Origin of the sequence: Erwinia plantamica (assembly GCF_043420595.1) — a bacterium.
In the GTDB taxonomy this organism is placed as follows: domain Bacteria; phylum Pseudomonadota; class Gammaproteobacteria; order Enterobacterales; family Enterobacteriaceae; genus Erwinia; species Erwinia aeris.
In genome coordinates, this window is sequence record NZ_JBGCUC010000008.1 from 178,630 (window position 1) to 195,443 (window position 16,814).

20 protein-coding genes are annotated in these 16,814 nt (G+C 53.1%); 18 read left to right on the plus strand and 2 right to left on the minus strand.

The features are described 5' to 3' along the window. Positions 1-2 precede the first annotated feature (2 nt). The 16 genes from AB3U87_RS10870 (at position 3) to AB3U87_RS10945 (ending at position 14,188) form a co-directional block, all read left to right on the plus strand. A complete protein-coding gene (locus tag AB3U87_RS10870; protein ID WP_394148963.1) occupies positions 3-515 on the plus strand; it encodes an integrating conjugative element protein in 513 nt (170 codons plus the stop codon). After that, positions 515-1,114: a restriction endonuclease gene (locus tag AB3U87_RS10875; RefSeq protein ID WP_394148964.1), complete on the plus strand. Its 600-nt coding sequence runs from the start codon at positions 515-517 to the stop codon at positions 1,112-1,114. Before AB3U87_RS10870 ends, AB3U87_RS10875 begins: the two co-directional genes overlap by 1 nt. Continuing rightward, on the plus strand, positions 1,111-1,533 hold the full coding sequence (locus AB3U87_RS10880; protein ID WP_394148965.1) for a hypothetical protein: 423 nt from the start codon (positions 1,111-1,113) through the stop codon (positions 1,531-1,533). Before AB3U87_RS10875 ends, AB3U87_RS10880 begins: the two co-directional genes overlap by 4 nt. Continuing rightward, the gene (traD, locus tag AB3U87_RS10885; protein WP_394148966.1) at positions 1,526-3,616 is read left to right on the plus strand and encodes a type IV conjugative transfer system coupling protein TraD; all 2,091 of its coding nucleotides are present in this window, start codon (positions 1,526-1,528) and stop codon (positions 3,614-3,616) included. The genes AB3U87_RS10880 and traD overlap by 8 nt, the downstream gene beginning before the upstream one ends. Continuing rightward, complete coding sequence (locus AB3U87_RS10890) at positions 3,609-4,367, plus strand: TIGR03747 family integrating conjugative element membrane protein (protein WP_394148967.1); 759 nt, start codon at positions 3,609-3,611, stop codon at positions 4,365-4,367. The genes traD and AB3U87_RS10890 overlap by 8 nt, the downstream gene beginning before the upstream one ends. Positions 4,368-4,542: 175 nt before the next feature. Continuing rightward, complete coding sequence (locus AB3U87_RS10895; protein WP_394148968.1) at positions 4,543-5,883, plus strand: anti-phage deoxyguanosine triphosphatase; 1,341 nt, start codon at positions 4,543-4,545, stop codon at positions 5,881-5,883. Positions 5,884-6,056: 173 nt separating this feature from the next. Continuing rightward, positions 6,057-6,398: an integrative conjugative element protein, RAQPRD family gene (locus AB3U87_RS10900; RefSeq protein WP_394148969.1), complete on the plus strand. Its 342-nt coding sequence runs from the start codon at positions 6,057-6,059 to the stop codon at positions 6,396-6,398. Then, positions 6,398-6,640, plus strand: coding sequence for a TIGR03758 family integrating conjugative element protein (locus AB3U87_RS10905; RefSeq protein WP_394148970.1), 243 nt, complete (start codon positions 6,398-6,400; stop codon positions 6,638-6,640). Before AB3U87_RS10900 ends, AB3U87_RS10905 begins: the two co-directional genes overlap by 1 nt. A gap of 30 nt (positions 6,641-6,670) precedes the next feature. Next, the gene (locus tag AB3U87_RS10910; RefSeq protein WP_394148971.1) at positions 6,671-7,057 is read left to right on the plus strand and encodes a TIGR03745 family integrating conjugative element membrane protein; all 387 of its coding nucleotides are present in this window, start codon (positions 6,671-6,673) and stop codon (positions 7,055-7,057) included. A 9-nt stretch (positions 7,058-7,066) separates the two neighbouring features. Continuing rightward, on the plus strand, positions 7,067-7,423 hold the full coding sequence (locus tag AB3U87_RS10915; protein ID WP_394148972.1) for a TIGR03750 family conjugal transfer protein: 357 nt from the start codon (positions 7,067-7,069) through the stop codon (positions 7,421-7,423). Beyond that, positions 7,420-8,085: a PFL_4703 family integrating conjugative element protein gene (locus AB3U87_RS10920; protein ID WP_394148973.1), complete on the plus strand. Its 666-nt coding sequence runs from the start codon at positions 7,420-7,422 to the stop codon at positions 8,083-8,085. The genes AB3U87_RS10915 and AB3U87_RS10920 overlap by 4 nt, the downstream gene beginning before the upstream one ends. Continuing rightward, the gene (locus AB3U87_RS10925; protein WP_394148974.1) at positions 8,085-9,008 is read left to right on the plus strand and encodes a TIGR03749 family integrating conjugative element protein; all 924 of its coding nucleotides are present in this window, start codon (positions 8,085-8,087) and stop codon (positions 9,006-9,008) included. Before AB3U87_RS10920 ends, AB3U87_RS10925 begins: the two co-directional genes overlap by 1 nt. Continuing rightward, entirely contained in the window at positions 8,998-10,509 is a 1,512-nt protein-coding gene (locus AB3U87_RS10930) for a TIGR03752 family integrating conjugative element protein (RefSeq protein WP_394148975.1), read from the plus strand. The genes AB3U87_RS10925 and AB3U87_RS10930 overlap by 11 nt, the downstream gene beginning before the upstream one ends. Positions 10,510-10,518: 9 nt before the next feature. Next, positions 10,519-10,947, plus strand: coding sequence for a TIGR03751 family conjugal transfer lipoprotein (locus AB3U87_RS10935; protein WP_394148976.1), 429 nt, complete (start codon positions 10,519-10,521; stop codon positions 10,945-10,947). Beyond that, the gene (locus AB3U87_RS10940) at positions 10,947-13,805 is read left to right on the plus strand and encodes a conjugative transfer ATPase (RefSeq protein WP_394148977.1); all 2,859 of its coding nucleotides are present in this window, start codon (positions 10,947-10,949) and stop codon (positions 13,803-13,805) included. The genes AB3U87_RS10935 and AB3U87_RS10940 overlap by 1 nt, the downstream gene beginning before the upstream one ends. Next, the gene (locus tag AB3U87_RS10945; RefSeq protein ID WP_394148978.1) at positions 13,802-14,188 is read left to right on the plus strand and encodes an acetyltransferase; all 387 of its coding nucleotides are present in this window, start codon (positions 13,802-13,804) and stop codon (positions 14,186-14,188) included. Before AB3U87_RS10940 ends, AB3U87_RS10945 begins: the two co-directional genes overlap by 4 nt. Before the next feature lie 63 nt (positions 14,189-14,251). Here AB3U87_RS10945 and AB3U87_RS10950 read toward each other — a convergent pair whose 3' ends face one another. After that, positions 14,252-14,740, minus strand: coding sequence for a hypothetical protein (locus AB3U87_RS10950; RefSeq protein WP_394148979.1), 489 nt, complete (start codon positions 14,738-14,740; stop codon positions 14,252-14,254). 53 nt (positions 14,741-14,793) lie between these two features. Further along, positions 14,794-15,300, minus strand: a complete 507-nt coding sequence (locus AB3U87_RS10955; protein ID WP_394148980.1) for a hypothetical protein — start codon at positions 15,298-15,300, stop codon at positions 14,794-14,796. A gap of 120 nt (positions 15,301-15,420) precedes the next feature. Here AB3U87_RS10955 and AB3U87_RS10960 point away from each other — a divergent pair, with 120 nt between their 5' ends. Both AB3U87_RS10960 and AB3U87_RS10965 read left to right on the plus strand, forming a co-directional pair. Continuing rightward, the gene (locus tag AB3U87_RS10960) at positions 15,421-15,822 is read left to right on the plus strand and encodes a TIGR03757 family integrating conjugative element protein (protein WP_394148981.1); all 402 of its coding nucleotides are present in this window, start codon (positions 15,421-15,423) and stop codon (positions 15,820-15,822) included. Then, positions 15,819-16,811 carry a TIGR03756 family integrating conjugative element protein gene (locus tag AB3U87_RS10965; protein WP_394148982.1) on the plus strand — a complete coding sequence of 331 codons (993 nt, stop codon included), beginning with the start codon at positions 15,819-15,821 and terminating at the stop codon, positions 16,809-16,811. The genes AB3U87_RS10960 and AB3U87_RS10965 overlap by 4 nt, the downstream gene beginning before the upstream one ends. The last annotated feature ends 3 nt before the right edge of the window (positions 16,812-16,814 follow it).

The window sequence follows — 16,814 nt, forward strand, 5'->3', positions numbered from 1 at the left end:
TGATGAAAAACCTGCTTTTAATGATATGTCTCTTTCTTCCTATGGCGGGCCATGCCGGACTGAATGTGGTAGCCGACCTGGGAGGGGAAGACGCCGCGCCTTTTTTTGAAGGCATTAATAAACAACCCGGCCTGCCGAAGGCGTCGGCGGTAATCACACAGCCGCCAGTTTCTGCGATGGCAGCGATGTTTCCGGTCAGCACGCCAGAGATGACGCCGGGAGCGGTGGCGGATCGTCCGCTGCAGTTGCCGGGCATTGGTGCGCTTTTTCTGATAGGGGACGACGCGCAGTCGCGGTTGTGGCTGGCGGAGAATGCTGAGGCGCTGACGGCCCGGCATGCGGCAGGCCTGATTGTCAGTGTTGACAGCGCGTCGGCAGTTCAGTCATTGCGTGATCTGGCTCCCGGTGTTCCGATGGCGCCGGCGTCCGGCTCTGAGCTGGCCCGCCGTCTGCAGTTGCGGCATTACCCGGTGCTGATCACAGATACCGGATTGTCCCGACAGGTACGGCCGTGATGAGCGCACTGCAACTGAGTGCCGCGCTGCTGGTCAACCCGCTGCCGGCTCTGCTTCTGGCGGTGCTGTTTATTGTGGTGATGCTGCGTCTGAGCTTTCGTCAGCGAGAGAAGGCTAGCGTTCGTCGCCACCGTCGCTATCAGGCTGCGGCGGTACGGGTGCTGGAAAAACTGGACACTCTCCCGGGGGACGGCCAGCGTATGCGGTATCTGCGCAAAATTAACCCTTATGTGTTTGAGGAGTTGCTGTTGCTGGCGCTGGAACGACAGGGGCTGACGGTGGTTCGTAATGCGTCTTACAGCGGGGATGGCGGCACTGACGGACAGGTCATTATTGATGACGAATGCTGGTTGATCCAGGCCAAACGCTACAGCCGGGCGATTACACCTGCCCATATTCGCGATTTTGACCAGCTTCTTGAACAGCGCACCTGCTGCGGTTTTTTCATTCACACTGGCCGGACCGGACACATGAGCCGGGCGGTCGGCTCCACCTCTCCGCGTCTTTTTATCATCAGCGGGAAGCGCCTGCTGGATCTGCTCGCCGGCCGACATGGCTGGCTGTCAGGGTGTTCATATTTTCAGAGGAAATCTGTATGAAATTTTCATTACTGCGGGGCTGCTTCCTCAGCCTCGCCCGTCTGTTTTTTCTGTGGCCGGCGTTACTCATCGGAAGCGTGGTGCTGGTAATGGGATTTCAGCAATATCACGGCGGCATTGTATCCAGAGTGGAACATTATGCTTATGAGGCCACGCGCTGGCGCAATGCACCAGAAGGGCATTTGATTGTACAGCAATGCAATGCGGCAGAAATATTTCCGGTAGCTGAGTTGAGCTTCAGGGCGAAACTGGAATTTGATTGCACAGATGCGTCAGAGACGTTCGAGCGTATGGCAGAAAAAGATATCAGTAGATTACGTCTGGTGATTAAGATCGTTCTGCTAATCAGCTTCTGTATAGAACTGGCCGTGACGGTTCGTGCCAGGATACGTATCGTCAGAGGGGCGGATAATGAGTAACCGCTACGTGATTGAAGCGCTGTTGCGTCCGGCGGTTGAGCTAAATACTGCCGTCGTGGCCGGTATGGCGGCATATGTTTGTGTACAGGCCCCCTGGGCTGTGGCGCTGGCACCGTCAGTCAGCTATGTAACCGCGTCTGGCTTCGCGGTGTTATCCGTTGTGCGTGCCCGGCAGGGAATGAAAATTATCCGCTATCGCCGCAATCTGGCCCGGTTACGCCGGTATGTGATGAGCGCCAGACAGATACCGGTCAGTCGTCAGCGCCTGTTCCTGGGGCGCGGGTTTCGCTGGACGCAAAAACACACTCAGCGCTTGCAGGATACGCTGCGCCCGGAAGTGGCGAAATACCTGCATCCCGGTCGACTCTATCAGGCCGCCCGCTGGCTGGAAATGAGGACGGAGCATTCGGTGCCGGCTCTGGGGAAACTGCTGCGTACGGATTCGCCTCTGAACCCGGTTCGCCCATTGCCGCCGGTTGGTGGTAATCCGGTGTTGCATGGCATTGAGTTGGATGAGCAGGATGTCTGGCTGGCGCTACTGGAGCGTGTAGGACATACCATCGTATACGGCACTACCCGCGTGGGAAAAACACGCCTGGCAGAGCTGCTGGTTACCCAGGATATTCGCCGTGGTGAAGTTACCATTGTGTTTGATCCGAAGGGTGATGCCGATCTGATGAAACGCGTCTGGGCTGAGGCACACCGTGCCAGCCGAGGCGACGCGCTGTATATTTTCCATCTGGGCTGGCCTGAAATCTCCGCCCGCTATAACGCAGTAGGTCGTTTTGGTCGTGTTTCCGAAGTGGCGTCCCGCGTGGCGGGGCAGCTGTCAGGTGAGGGGAACAGCGCGGCGTTTCGCGAGTTTGCCTGGCGGTTCGTCAACATTATCGCGCGGGCTCTGGTGGCGCTTGGCGAACGCCCGGACTACTCGTTGATCATGCGGTATGTGAACAATATCGCCGATCTGTATATCCGTTATGCAGAGAAGGTTATCCGTGAGCAGATGCCCTCGTTGCAGGCTCAAATCCAGAATAATCAGCAGGTGCTGGGTGACGATGATGTTCCGCGAAATATGCAGGGGCAGCCGGATGCAGTGCGCATCTGGTCCATTGAGGTGGCGCTCAGTTCTGAAGAAGGGAAGCAACTGTATGATTCGATCCTGGACGGCCTGCGCAGCGCGGTACGCTATGACCGTACCTATTTCGATAAAATCGTGGCCTCTTTGTTGCCGCTGTTGGAGAAACTGACAACCGGGAAAACCGCTGAGCTACTGGCGCCGGACTATCTGGATATGAGTGATTCACGGCCGATTTTTGACTGGGAGCAGATAATACGCAAAAAGGCAGTGGTGTATATTGGCCTCGATGCGCTCAGTGACAGTGAAGTGGCCAGCGCCGTGGGAAACTCCATGTTCGCCGATCTGGTGAGCGTGGCCGGTCATATCTACAAGCACGGTATTCATGCCGGACTGCCGGGAGAAGGGGAGAGCAAGGTCCCGATTAACCTGCATTGTGATGAGTTTAATGAGTTAATGGGCGATGAGTTTATCCCGCTTATTAACAAAGGGGGCGGTGCCGGAATGCAGGTGACGGCCTATACCCAAACTTCATCAGATATTGAAGCCCGGATCGGTAATGCGGCCAAAACGGCACAGGTACAGGGCAACTTCAACAATCTGATTATGTTACGTGTCAGAGAGAACCGTACCGCCGAACTCCTGACCACGCAATTGCCGAAGGTGGAGATTTACACCAAGACTCTGGTCTCCGGGCATCAGGATACCGATATCAACGCGGGCCAGGATTTTACCTCAAACACTCAGGATCGTGTTGGTACGGTTAAAGTACCATTGCTGGAGCCTGCTGATGTGGTGACTTTACCGAAAGGTCAGGCGTTCGCCTTCCTGGAAGGCGGCCAGCTATGGAAAATCAGGATGCCGTTGCCTGCCGGCGATGCGGATGATGTACTGATGCCGGAGAGTATTGCCCAAATCGCCGAGGAAATGCGCCGCAATTACCACAGCGGTGAGGCGTGGTGGAATGACGCACCGGCAATCGTGCCTGCGGGAGGTGAACATGGCTGAACCTCAGCGTAATACTCCGCCTCAGCCCCGGCCGGAGAAGCCGCATGGCCTGCTTTATAATGTGTTCTGGGGGTGGCCCTGGGCGTTGATCGGCATGTTGCTGGGATCGCTGATGCTGAGCCTGCTGATTGAGTACACCGGCATTGCGTTCTTCTGGCCGGAGGACGGTGCGGCCCACAGCGAGGCGGTGATGAATACCGAACTGGGCTGGTTGTCGACAGAATTCACCCGCAGCCTGTTGCTGTCGGAGCCTTCAGTGACCGTTGTTCGGTGGGTGACAACCGCGTATCAGTGGCTGTTTGTTGACAGCGGATTTACTGGCTGGCTGAAGCAGCAGCATGTACTGCAGACGGGCAGCGATAACGAACTGACTCGAAATCTGAGCGGCTGGAGCGGGTGGTTCGCAGACTACCTGCATGAATATCTGATGGCGACCGTGTGGATATGCGTGATTGCCCTAGTGCGAGTGACCATACTGGTTCTGTCAATCCCTCTGTTTATCATGGTTGTGTTGGTTGCTCTGGTTGAAGGGCTGGGGCGGCGTGATTTACGACGCTATGGGGCTGGTTATGAGAGCTCATTCGTATATCAGCATGCTAAAAAAATGGTGAAACCTGCGGTAGTGGTACCCATGATGTTGTATTTGTCATGGCCGACTGCCGTTTATCCCAATCTGCTGCTGTTGCCGGCGGCGCTTCTTCTGGGAATCGCCATCACGGTAACGACGGCTTCATTTAAAAAATATCTTTAGTTATCAGCGCTGGACGAAGGCGTACAAAACTTGTTTTTGTGCGCCTTTGTCAGCAGCCAAGCCACGCGCTTATCATTATTGGTGCGTCAGTATTAAGTTAATAAATTGAAAAAAGCATAAATTTGGTTACTCTCAAACTTTAAAACCCGATATATTCTTGTCAATGGAGTAAGCGATGGAAGAGAAAGTCTGGGGAAATCGTTGGCCAAACGATTCAGATAAAAGAGACCGTGATGTTCGTAATGAGTGGGAGCGTGATTATGCGCGTTTGATTCATTCTGCTGCTTTTCGACGGTTACAATCAAAAACACAGGTTTTAGGTTTAGGTGAAAGCGACTTTTATCGCACCAGGTTAACCCATTCAATGGAAGTTGCTCAAATTGGAACTGGTATACTTCATTGGTTAAAAGAGTTTCACAAAAATGACGAAGAAATTTTAAACTCTCTACCTGATCCCGTATTAATGAATTCTATTTGCCTTGCTCACGATATAGGTCATCCTCCTTTTGGCCATGGCGGGGAGGTTGCTCTAAATATCTGCATGAGGGAATATGGCGGTTTTGAAGGGAATGGGCAAACGCTAAGAATTCTTTCCAAGCTTGATAAGTATACTGCAGAAGATGGAATGAACCCAACAAGGCGTCTTCTACTAGGTGTGCTTAAGTATCCTGCCTCTTATTCGCAAACTGTACAAGCTTCTGCATATGGCGAAGTTCCAGTACAAAAATGGTTAAGTGAGGCCAAGAGACAAAAGCCGCCTAAATGTTTTCTTGATGATGAAATTGATTTAGTTGATTGGATCTTATCCCCATTAAATCCTAATGAAAGGCGAGAGTTCATAAAATTAAAATCTGATAAAAAATCAGGTCATCTTAAGCCTGAATTTAAAAGTTTAGATACTTCAATCATGGAGCTTGCGGATGATATTTCTTATAGTCTTCACGACCTTGAAGATGCTATAGCTCTGAAAATGATTACTCTACAGCATTGGGATGAGCATAATTCAGGTAAGGAGGCTGAGTGTAAGTTTAATAATTGTGGGTTTGATATTGTTGATTTGCGTGATGAGTTATTCTCCGAGGCTAGTTATAAACGAAAGAAAGCTATAGGTGGTTTAGTGCATTATTTTGTTACTAATACCTTTGTTACTAAAACTAAAGTGTCTTCCGCGATAACACCAATTATCAAGTGGAATGCAGTTATGAAAGAAGAATGTGAAGCTTTAAGAGATCACCTGTTTAACTTGGTAAAAAAAGTAGTGATAGATAGTTCTAATGTTCAACACCTTGAGTTTAAGGGTCAGAGAATTATTGTCGAGCTATTTGAAATATTAAAGTCTGATCCTGAACGCCTTTTGCCGGATAATCCTCGTGAGAAGTATAAAAATAGATGTACGCAGAAGGAAAAAATGCGGGTGATATGCGATTTTATTGCTGGCATGACCGACGAGTATGCAACGAGATTTTACGAAAAGCTATACTACCCACATAAAGGTTCTATTTTTGATCGTATGTGAATTTTAATCAGTGAGGGCACCGGTTAAGGTGCCCTTTTTGATTTTGGATGTCAAAAATTACACTCAAAAACTGATAGAGGTTAATTTTCAATATCGCAAAAAGAGTTTATCGCTGACTCGCATTTCTGTCCCGCCCATCCTGTACGCACCTGTTAATCCTCAAGGAGGTGCGTATGAACCATCCCCGTCCGAGCTTGCGGCAAATTGCCTGCATACCGGGCATCACAGGCCTGTTGCTGCTGACCACATTATCTACGACAGCACAGGCGGCAGAAAAAGACGAGCTTGCCTCAGCCCAGCGCCAGCTGGATCAGGTGCAGGCCTCGCTTGAGCGTGCCCGCGTGGCGGCGGCCCAGGCCGATCCTGCTGAGCAGGGGCGTTTCTTTTTTGACTACCGTCAGGCCACATCCGATTTGAAAACCATTCGTGCCGGTATTGATCGCTATCTGGAGCCATCCCGGTCCCAGCCCCGGGCTTCATCTGTTAGCGGCAATTATCGTCGGGAGCGTCCCTGATGGGAATGACCTCCGCACAATCCACAGCCTTTAAAGCGGCGTCCGGCAATATCGAGGTCAGCATTCTGCACCTGGTCTGCATCGGCGTGCTACTGGCCTTTTTGTTTCTCTGGGCCGCCTGGGCACTGGCGAATGTGTGGGTCGGCTGGAGTAACGAGAAAGTACGGAATGCAGCGCTGGGTCGCTTCGCTATCCGTGCCGTGCTCCTGCTGATTGTGAGTATCTGGATGTTTGCCAGCTGAATTAATCAATCAATTTTTGGAGAAATATTTATGTATCACTCTGCGTCTGTTGCCACCCATCTGCTTCGTAATATTGACCGCGTTATTAACCGTACTTTTACACTAGCGATTCTGGTCTGGCTGACCTGTAAACCCGCACTCGCTGACCTGCCAACGGTCGAAGCGCCAACGTCTAATGGGGGATCTGGCCTTATGGGGCAGATTAAAGGCTATCTGCAGGATGGTGTCGTTATTGGTGGACTGGTAGTGGCGGCCATTGCCTTCATTAATGTGGCGATTGCTGCAGTTCATACCTTTGCCGAGGTACGTAACGAGCGGGCAACATGGACTAAGTTTGGCTCAATTATCGTTGTCGGGGTGGTGTTACTGGTTGCCGTCATCTGGCTGCTGGGCAAGTCTGCCGACATTATTCTCTGAGGCGGCCCCATGCAGACCATCCGCTTTTTACCTGACCGTCTGAACAGTGAGCCCGTGGTGTTTCGCGGGTTCACCACACCGGAAATGGGACTGGCTGCCCTGGCCGGTCTGGGCGTGGGTCTGCTCCTGTCTCTGCCACTTATCCCTCTTGCCGGCTGGGTCATTATCCCGACCGGCATGTTACTGACGCCGCTACTGGTTATCGGTTTCGGCGGTCGATGGCTGAGCCGCATCAAACGCGGCAAGCCGGAAAACTATATCTGGCAGCGGCTGGAGGCGTTCAAACGTCGTCACAGCCTGGGCAACCCGACACTGATCGTTGATGCCCGGGGATGGTCCCTGAAACGAACCGGGAGAGAAAAATGAGCCGTTTTCGTCATGCGGTCAAAGACCGGGATCAGCATATTTTGACACTGCGTATTGCCTGCAGTGTGCTGGTCTTTTTCCTGTTAATGACCTGTGCTGGCTGGATGCTGGCACCACGACATCTGACCATTCATAACCCACCGGATTTACGTACCGGCAGTACCCGCCCCTGGTGGAAAGTTCCTGAATCGTCTGTATACACCTTTGCGTTTTATATTTTTCAGCAGATTAACGCCTGGCCTAAAAACGGTGAGGTGGATTATGAAACCAAAATTAATGCGCTGTCACCGTATCTGACGCCCTCATGCCAGGCATTTTTTAAAGCCGATGCAAAAAAACGCAGTGCGGCGGGCGAACTGATCGATCGTGTGCGTGTGGTATACGAAATCCCTGAACATGGCTATGGCGGGCGCTACAACAAAAAACCGGTCGATGTGAAAGATCGTGATAACTGGGTGGTAAGACTGGACCTTGTCGCGGACGAATATTTTCATACCGAGCCGGTAAAACGTGCCCTGGTGCGCTACCCGCTTAAAGTTACACGCTGGGAGGGGGATGCTGAGCGCAACCCGTTTGGCCTGGCTCTTGATTGCTATGACAGCGTACCGCAGCGTCTCGCAGCAGTGCCATTATCCATACCAGATAAGAAAGGAGTGTTTTGATGGTCATGAGGATAAGTACTGGTTTAATGGCGCTGTTTTTCATCATCTTGCCTCTGACGACAATGTTTTCATCATTCGCGCAGGCTGACGAGTTGATGAAATGGGAGCGTATTCCGTTGCAAATCCCGCTGCAGGTGGGGCTGGAACGGGTGGTATTTGTGGATAAAAATGTCCGGGTGGGTTTTCCTCCGGCACTCAACGGTAAGCTACGTGTGCAGAGCACTGGCGGAGCTGTCTACCTGAAGGCCGACAGCGCTTTTCCTCAGACGCGGGTGCAACTGCAGGATGTGGAAAGTGGCGAGGTTATTCTTCTCGATGTCACCGCCGGTGAAAAAGGCCCTTCCGAGCCCGTTCGTCTGGTCTACAGCGGTGAGGTGAACACGGTAAGCCAGACGACCGATAGCCGTCGACAGGCGGAAAACAACGGCAGCAGCATCCAGCCGGGAAGTGATGACGGTACGCAGGCGAAGCGTAAAAAGGTGCAGTACAGCGCGCCCATTCCGGTATTGCTGACTCGCTATGCTGCACAAAGCCTGTATGCGCCGCTGCGCACGGTAGAAGCCGTGCCAGGTATCCGTCCGGTGAATCCGCATCTGCCCAAACGCCTAACAACGCTGTATCCGTCTGAAGCCATAACGGTCACGCCGCTGGCCGCCTGGGGCGTCGCAAATCGCGCCGTGGTGGCCGTGCGTCTGCAAAACACCGCCAGCCGCAGGGTAGTACTGGATCCCCGTGCCCTGCAGGGACAGTTTGTGGCGGCGACGTTCCAGCACCGTTGGCTGGGGCCGGTGGGCACGCCGGAAGATACCACCACGGCTTATATCGTGACGGGCGCGCGGCCGGAAAGCGCCTTTATCGCTGAACCTTCCGTTGCACGTAAGGCTGTTCGTACCGCGAAGAAGGAGGTCAGCCATGCAGATTAAGTCCAATGCCATGGTGAAATTCATTGTTCCTGCCGTGGTGGTGGCGGGTCTGGTTGTGGGCCTGAAAAACTGTAAGGGAGAACGCCCACAGGAGAATGCATCAGGTAATGTGACGACGGTACTGAAAAATCTCTCTCAGGATGAGCTTAAGGCGCTCGGAGTGGAAGGTGATACGCCGGAAGATACTCTGCGCACACTGATAGGTCGGCTGAACGACGTTCGCGATCGCCAGAAAACACTGGATAAACAGAATGCCGATCTGCTGAAAGAGAATGAGCAACTGCGTAAGCGCGGCACGAATGTATCCGGTCAGGTTGACGAGGCAGTACAGGGGTTGCGTAAGGAGTATGACAAACGTCAACAGCAACTGCAGAACGAACAGACCAGCCTGCTGGCAAAAGTACAGGCACTGTCTGAACAGCTGAAAACCACCGACAGTGGTTCAGCAGGTGCAAAACCGGCTTCTGACAGCGATATTCCTCTGGGACTCGGTCTGGATGGTCTGGGGGGGAGCACCCACGGAACCGCCACTCAAGGCGATGATGGACTGATGTGGGTGACGCCTGGCGATCAAAAAGCTATCGATCCGCGCGATGCTGCCAGTGGTAAGGCTTCACCGCAGTTTCCCACTTCATTTCTGGACAATAACCCTCTGACCCGACAGAAAGCGGCCTATGAGCAGCAGGTTAAGGGGCACACGAACGAGAAGGGGGCGCAGGACAGCGCTGAACCCGTCTACACTCTGCCAGAAAACTCCACTCTGGTGGGGAGCAGGGCGATGACGGCGCTGTTGGGGCGAATTCCTGTAAATGGCACAGTAACCGACCCGTACCCCTTCAAAGTGCTGATTGGTAAGGATAACCTCACGGCCAATGGTATTGAACTGCCGGATGTGGAGGGGGCGATTGTCTCCGGCAGCGCCAGCGGCGACTGGACGCTTTCCTGCGTTCGTGGGCAGGTGAACAGCATCACCTTTGTTTTTGCTGACGGTACGGTCCGTACCGTGCCCCAGCCGGACGCCAGTGGGAAAAATACCGGTAACGGCAATACGCAGAATAAAACAGGTACCGACGGCGGTATTGGCTGGATTTCAGATGATGACGGCATTCCCTGTATCAGCGGTACCCGCAAGTCTAACGCGTCAACGTATCTGCCCACTATCTTTGCTCTCTCTGCCGCCGGAGCCGCCGGGGAAGCATTCAGTGAAGGGCAGTACACCACACAGAACAATGTGAACGGGATTTCATCCACGCTGACCGGCAGTGCCGGCGAAGCGGCGCTGGGGAAAGCCCTCTCCGGTGGCATGAGCGAGACCACTGACTGGGTTAAGCAGCGTTATGGGCAGACGTTTGACGCGATTTATGTGCCACCGGGTGCGAAGCTGGCCGTACATATTACCCGCCAGCTTGCCATTGACTATGAAGATAAAGGCCGCAGGGTTCGCTACGACTTCACTCTGCCGGGTGGTGTCAGTGTCAGCGACAACGGCGGTCTGGATTAAGGTACCAAAATGACCAGAAACCTGAATTGTAACTTGCTGGCTTCAGCCGTTTGTCTGGGTGCACTGTTCCTCAGTGGCTGTTCGACAACAAAAGAAGAGATGCTGCCGACCGGTGACCATACCATGCTTGATTTGTGGAACGGGGCCGACGGTGAAGGGGGAACCTCTCGTCAGTCCGCTGCTGCAAGGGACACGCTCCGCCGCCCGTTAACCGACGATGAACACCGGAAAGGCACTCAGGACGATCGCAGCTACAGCCGCACGCAGGAGACTGAAATTTCACAACAATTCTCCCGTTTACCCAATCCCGACATGGTGATGTACCTGTATCCCCATCTGGCTGGCGGTAACACGCCGGTACCTGGCTACAGCACTGTATTTCCTTTCTACAGCCAGACACAGTACGCGATGCCTGGTGAACGAACGGAGGCGCTGTAATGTTCTCTCTTTTTAGCCGTAAAAATGAAGCAAAGCCAGACAGCACTGTAGGGCAACCAGAAGGGGAGGTTTCTCCTCTGGTTATTCATGGTCGGGAGCCACTGATGCGACCCGGACGGATGACCAGACAGGATGAGGCAAAAATTTATCATGCCAACCCGTCCATCATTGATTATCTGCCGTGGGTGGAATTCCTGGATGAAGAGCAGTGCCTTCTGCTTGAGGACGGTATCTCCGTCGGTGCCGTTTATGACGTGACGCCGGTGGCTACGGAAGGGCGCACAGATGATCGTCTGGAGCAGATCCGCGATACGGTGGAAGATGCCCTGCAGGACAGCTTTGATGAATATGATGAGAATCCCTGGGTTGTGCAGTTCTTCTGCCAGGATGAAGATGATGCCGAAGCGTATCTGGACCACTTACGCAATTACGTGAAACCGCATGCGCAGCGCACGGTATTTACGGAAGCCTGGCTGGGTGAAATAACACGTCATATCCGTAGTATCTCGCGGCCGGAAGGGCTGTTTACAGATGCGTTGATCACCGGGCAGCCGTGGCGTGGCCAGCAGCGTCGCACCCGTATGGTTGTTTATCGCTGGATCGGGAAATCCGCTTCCCGGGACCCGATGCCGCCGGTGGCTATGCTCAATCAGGCGTGTGAGCGTGTGGTAAGTGCATTGGGTGGTGCCGGTATTCGTTGTACCCGTCAGAACGGCCTACAGGTTCACAGCTGGCTGCTGCGTCTGTTTAACCCGTCTCCGGACTGGGTGGATAAATCCACGCTGTATCGTCAGGCGGCTTATGCCGATCCGCGCGATACCCCGGCGGGCGTGGTGCCGGTCAGCAACGATTTTGCTGAAACGCTATGGTTTACGCCACCCATATCCGATCCGGAAAACGGCGTATGGTGGATAGATAATAAACCACATTGTGCGCTGCCGGTTGAGAGACTGCGTACTCCACCGGAGCCGGGTACCATCACCGGCGAACATGCCCGGGGTGAGAAAAAAATCAACGCGCTGATGGATATGTTTCCGGAAGGGACTCTGTTGTGCATGACGATAGTTGTGCAGCCGCAGGACCGGCTGGAAGAGCAGTTCAACCGGCTGTCGAAAAATGCCGTCGGGGAAAATACTGAATCCGGACGAGTGCGTCAGGATGTGAAAACGGTGAAAGAGTATCTGGGGAACCGCCACAAGCTTTATTGTGCCGGCATAACTTTCCTGCTACGTGGTGATGACCTGGACAGCCTGAAGCGCAGGCGTCTTGATCTCACTACCGTCCTGTTGGGCGCTGGTATGCAGCCGGTTCGCTCTGAGTTCGAGGTAGGGCCACTAAATGCATGGATTCGGGCACTGCCGATGTGCTTTAACCCGGATACGGATAAAAAACACTGGTATACCCGTCTAACATGGGTACAGCACCTGGCGGGGTTACTGCCAGTCACAGGGCGAGAAACAGGCACAGGGAATCCAGGCTTCAGCTTTTTTAATCGTGGAGGGGATATTCTGACATTTGATCCACTTAATAAGCTGGATCGTACGCAGAATGCACATATGCTGCTCTTCGGCCCTACTGGCGCCGGCAAGTCAGCCACATTGTGTACCATGTTTTCACAGGTAATGGCGGTTCACCGGCCGCGTCTTTTTATTGCGGAAGCAGGCAACTCGTTCGGCCTGCAGGCCGATTACTTTGAAAATCTGGGGCTGACGGTTAATAAAATCAGCGTTAAACCTGGCAGCGGCGTCAGTCTGCCGCCGTTCGCTGATGCGCATAAGCTTGTCGAAGAAGGGATATCTGTCCAGTCAGTGAATGAGAATGAACTCCCGGATATTGATGCTAATCCTGATGAAGAAGATGAGGATAAACGTGACATCCTGGGCGAGATGGAAATATCCGCCCGCATGATGATTACGGGCGGCGATCCGAAAGAAGAAGCTGAGATGAAGCGTGCCGATAGAGCGATGATCCGTGAGGCGCTGCTGATGGCCGCTCATGCGACCTGGAAAGAAGGGCGACAGATGCTGCCTTCTGACCTGCAGAGAGCGTTATACAGTATTGCCGGGAATGACAGCCATGAGGGGCAGAATGTCCGTAATGTCCAGCGTAAGGCGAAAGCCGCAGAGATGGCGGAAGCGCTGGGGATGTTCACCCAAGCCGGCAGCTTTGAAGCGGAGCTGTTTAACAGGGAAGGGGAATTATGGCCTGAGGCCGACGTTACCCTGGTGGATTTGGGGCATCTTGCACGCGAAGGCTATGAGGCGCAGATGGCGCTGACCATGGTCTCGATGACCAACATGATTAACAATATTGCGGAACGGGACCAGTATCTCGGCCGCGATATTGTCTTCGCGGTGGATGAGGCACATATTGTGACGGTTAATCCACTGCTGTCACCGTATATGACCAAAGTGGTCAAAATGTGGCGAAAGTTAGGGGCCTGGCTGTGGCTGGCCACGCAGAACCTGAAGGACTTCCCGGATATTGCTGAGAAAATGCTGAACATGGCGGAGTGGTGGATTTGCCTTACCATGCCACCGGAAGAGGTGAAAGATATCAGCCGGTTCCGTGCGCTTACGCCTGAACAGGAAGCCGTGCTGCTTTCTGCCCGCAAACTGTCAGGCTGCTATACCGAAGGGGTGGTGCTGGCCAAACGTATTGAGGCGCTGTTCCGTGCTGTTCCCCCCAGTCTGTATCTCGCGCTGGGCATGACGGAGAAAGAGGAAAAGGCGGAACGCCGGGCGCTGATGCGCGAGCATCACTGTAGCGAACTTGATGCGGCGAAACTGATTGCCCGCAAACTGGACCGGTTGCGCGGACTGGCTGACGCACACGACGAGGAGAGCACAGCAGCATGATGACGCTGAAGTATCCGGTGCCCTGTGTCTGCGGTAACAACACCCCGGATAACACAATTTTCACCCTGTCACCGCAGGGTGAACCCGGGATGTCTGTAGTGACGCAGGCTAATCTGCAACGTCTGAGCGAACACATCCGACAGCGACTGAATGGCCCGGTGACCGTTACCTGTCACCCTCATCGGGTGGGTCTGAGCAGCTGTGTGGCGGTGACGGTGGAGGGCAGACTCCGCAGAGCTGTTAATATTCTTATCACTGTTAGCGGGCAGGGAAGCTGGCCGGCAGAGGAGGAGTACGAACATCCCCGCTGGTATATCACCGTGACGGACGCGGCTGATATGGTTTACCTGGTGTTGTGGCTCAACAGCTTAATTGTGCACTGAGTTATGATGAGTCCGGAAAGAGTCGGTTTTTATACCCGACTCTTTCTTTTACTGCTATTTTGGTTAATCACGTTCGTAGAATAATCCGGTATTCTCGTCTATTCCAAGTTTGATGTGTCCCAGATAGCGATCTCCAAGGGGAAGACTGACTCCATGTTCTTCAAGCCATCCTTCTGTGAAATCCAGCGCAACTTCCGAGCCATTTTTCGTCATCCCTGCCCTGATTGGCGGGAAATGTTTACAGTTAAAGATGTCCAAATCGTCCCATTCGGCAGGAAGCCACAATTTGAGGAAGAACAGGTCAGTATACCATAATGCATTACCTGTGCTGTTTGCCGTATTCAAATGCCAGTTAGATATATGCGTTGTCCAATGGTAACGAGTACTCGTGAAATCGGGGCGGGTGTCTTCTTTAACTGAATAATGAACGAGCAGAAGTTTTTTCGCGGGTTCTTCAGTTAATCCTATAGGCGTTAAAAGCTGACTTCTGCTTTTAACCGCATGCCAAAGCCAGCCGTTAAGGTCATCACTGCTATTCGTATCGTCAATCATAATTTCTCCTGTATTATTGATTTGGAGAAAGAAGTATATCCTCAGCTGATTATTTAACAAAACAGCTCATGAATTTCCAAAATTTTTATTTTCTCAAGGGAGAGCACTACGGTTGTGCTGCCGTGTAAGTAGGGGTCAGTCCACGAACCTTCATAATCATGAATCGCATCAATCCCCGCACTCATCAATATGTTGTTATGGAGATCTTCGTCATTGGAATGATGGTTAAATTTACCTGACAGTCGGTGGTAATCACCGAAAAGATGATCATAATATTTTTGCACGGATATAGAGACAGGTAAATGTGTACTAATTGCTTTGTATACCGCGATTTGCTCATAAAGTGGGATATCTGTTTTCAGTATTAAAGCATCATCAGAGAGCTCACACTCATAGACTCGTCCTGGACCGGGTTGCCGGGCATAGAGTAACGCATGATTTTTGGCTCCTTTAAAATTATCAGTGAACCAGATTGCATGAATCCTTCCTCCTTCTCCTGTCCCAGGGTAGTCAACGCTAAATTTAGTAAAGTTTGCTCGTGTACCGTGAAAAAGTTTCATCCGTTCTACATCCCTGCATCAGGCAAATAAATCTTTAGCATTCCATTTTTAGTTTATTACGGTTTTTTTGTCTATGGGCGAGCACGCTGTCAGGCGATTCAGTCTGACGGAGTCTCCCTAATGAAATTACGCAATTTTCTCCCTCTGCCGGCATTGCTGCCGGTGTCCGTTCTGGCCGGCACGGTGGTATATACCGACAGCCAGCACTTACCTGAAAATCTTCCCCCTGATGTCGCGGTTGTTTTGCTGGATGAGCCTGAGCGCCTGCAGTTGAAAATGTTTGGTCAGTTGCCGGCTGACCCGGAGCAGGCAACAATGCAGGCAAAACAGGTGATGTCCTCCCCCCAGTGGCAACAAAAGCAGCAGCAACTGGTCACGGCATATCGCCAGGTAGTGCATGCCCGGGACCTCGGTATCCGCAAGGTGCCCGCTGTCGTTTTTGACGACCGGGAAGTGGTTTATGGCACAACTGATGTAGCGCGGGCTCAGGCACTACGGCTGCAGGCAGGAGGTGGTCAGTGAATCAGCCTCCTTCCCGACTCAGAAAAACGTTCTGCTCTGCCGCTGTCGCCACCGTTCTGGCCACAGCGTCAATACCTGCAGCGTTTGCTGCGTTGAATACGGCACAGATAGTGGCCAGCGCAGTGACGCAGGACTGCATTAGTTGGCGGGTAAGCGGTATCTGCTACTGGCTGTTCTGTACTGCATTCGGCTGCACCGTAAAAACCTCTGTAAAGGTCACCCATTTTATCCCGGAAGCGGTGGTTTCGACCTACGTTGCGCCCGGTGGAAATCCCTGGACAGAGATGGCTTTTGTCAGCCAGACGGCGGGTGGGCTGGAAAATGCCGTTACTGGCGCTCTGTCCGGCGTGTCTGCCGGTGGTGCCAACCCGGCAGATATGAAGAACCCGGGGCAGCGTAAATCCAGTATTCGCTTCAAATACGCCGATGCCATTGGACATCCGGCCACGTCTCTTATCGGTGGCAGTATCGCCGGATATTCCTGCGATAGCGCCGCCACGCCACTGATGCCGTATTTCCTCAGCACGCTGGACTCGATTGCCTGGCGAACGGGCGTGCCGGAATCGCTTTATCCCGAAGCACTGGTCCCCGGTCGACGGGAAATCGGTAGCCAGGCATCCGGCAACATGTGGGGCAACGTCTACCCGCGCTCTGGATTTGTCAGCCAGACCGATGATGACAAAGCGTCGGCGGTGGTGGCGCAACGTGTGGCGGACATTATTACCCGGACAGGTCAGCCGCACGTTTATCAGGTGCTAAAGGGGACCCGCCGCGACGGGTACTGGCCACCGGGAGAAGTCACGGAAAACACCGGCACTAAGAACCATAAGTGGCAGCGTCTGGCGCCTCAGATGACTCAAAGCTGCGCGGTATTTCCGGACGGGAGCCACAGCGCGGCTACTGATAATAACGAGGCCTTTGCGCTGTGGCAGCCCTACAGCTGCTGCAAGCGTATGGGGCAGAGATTCCTGAGCAGCACTGATTTTTGACGA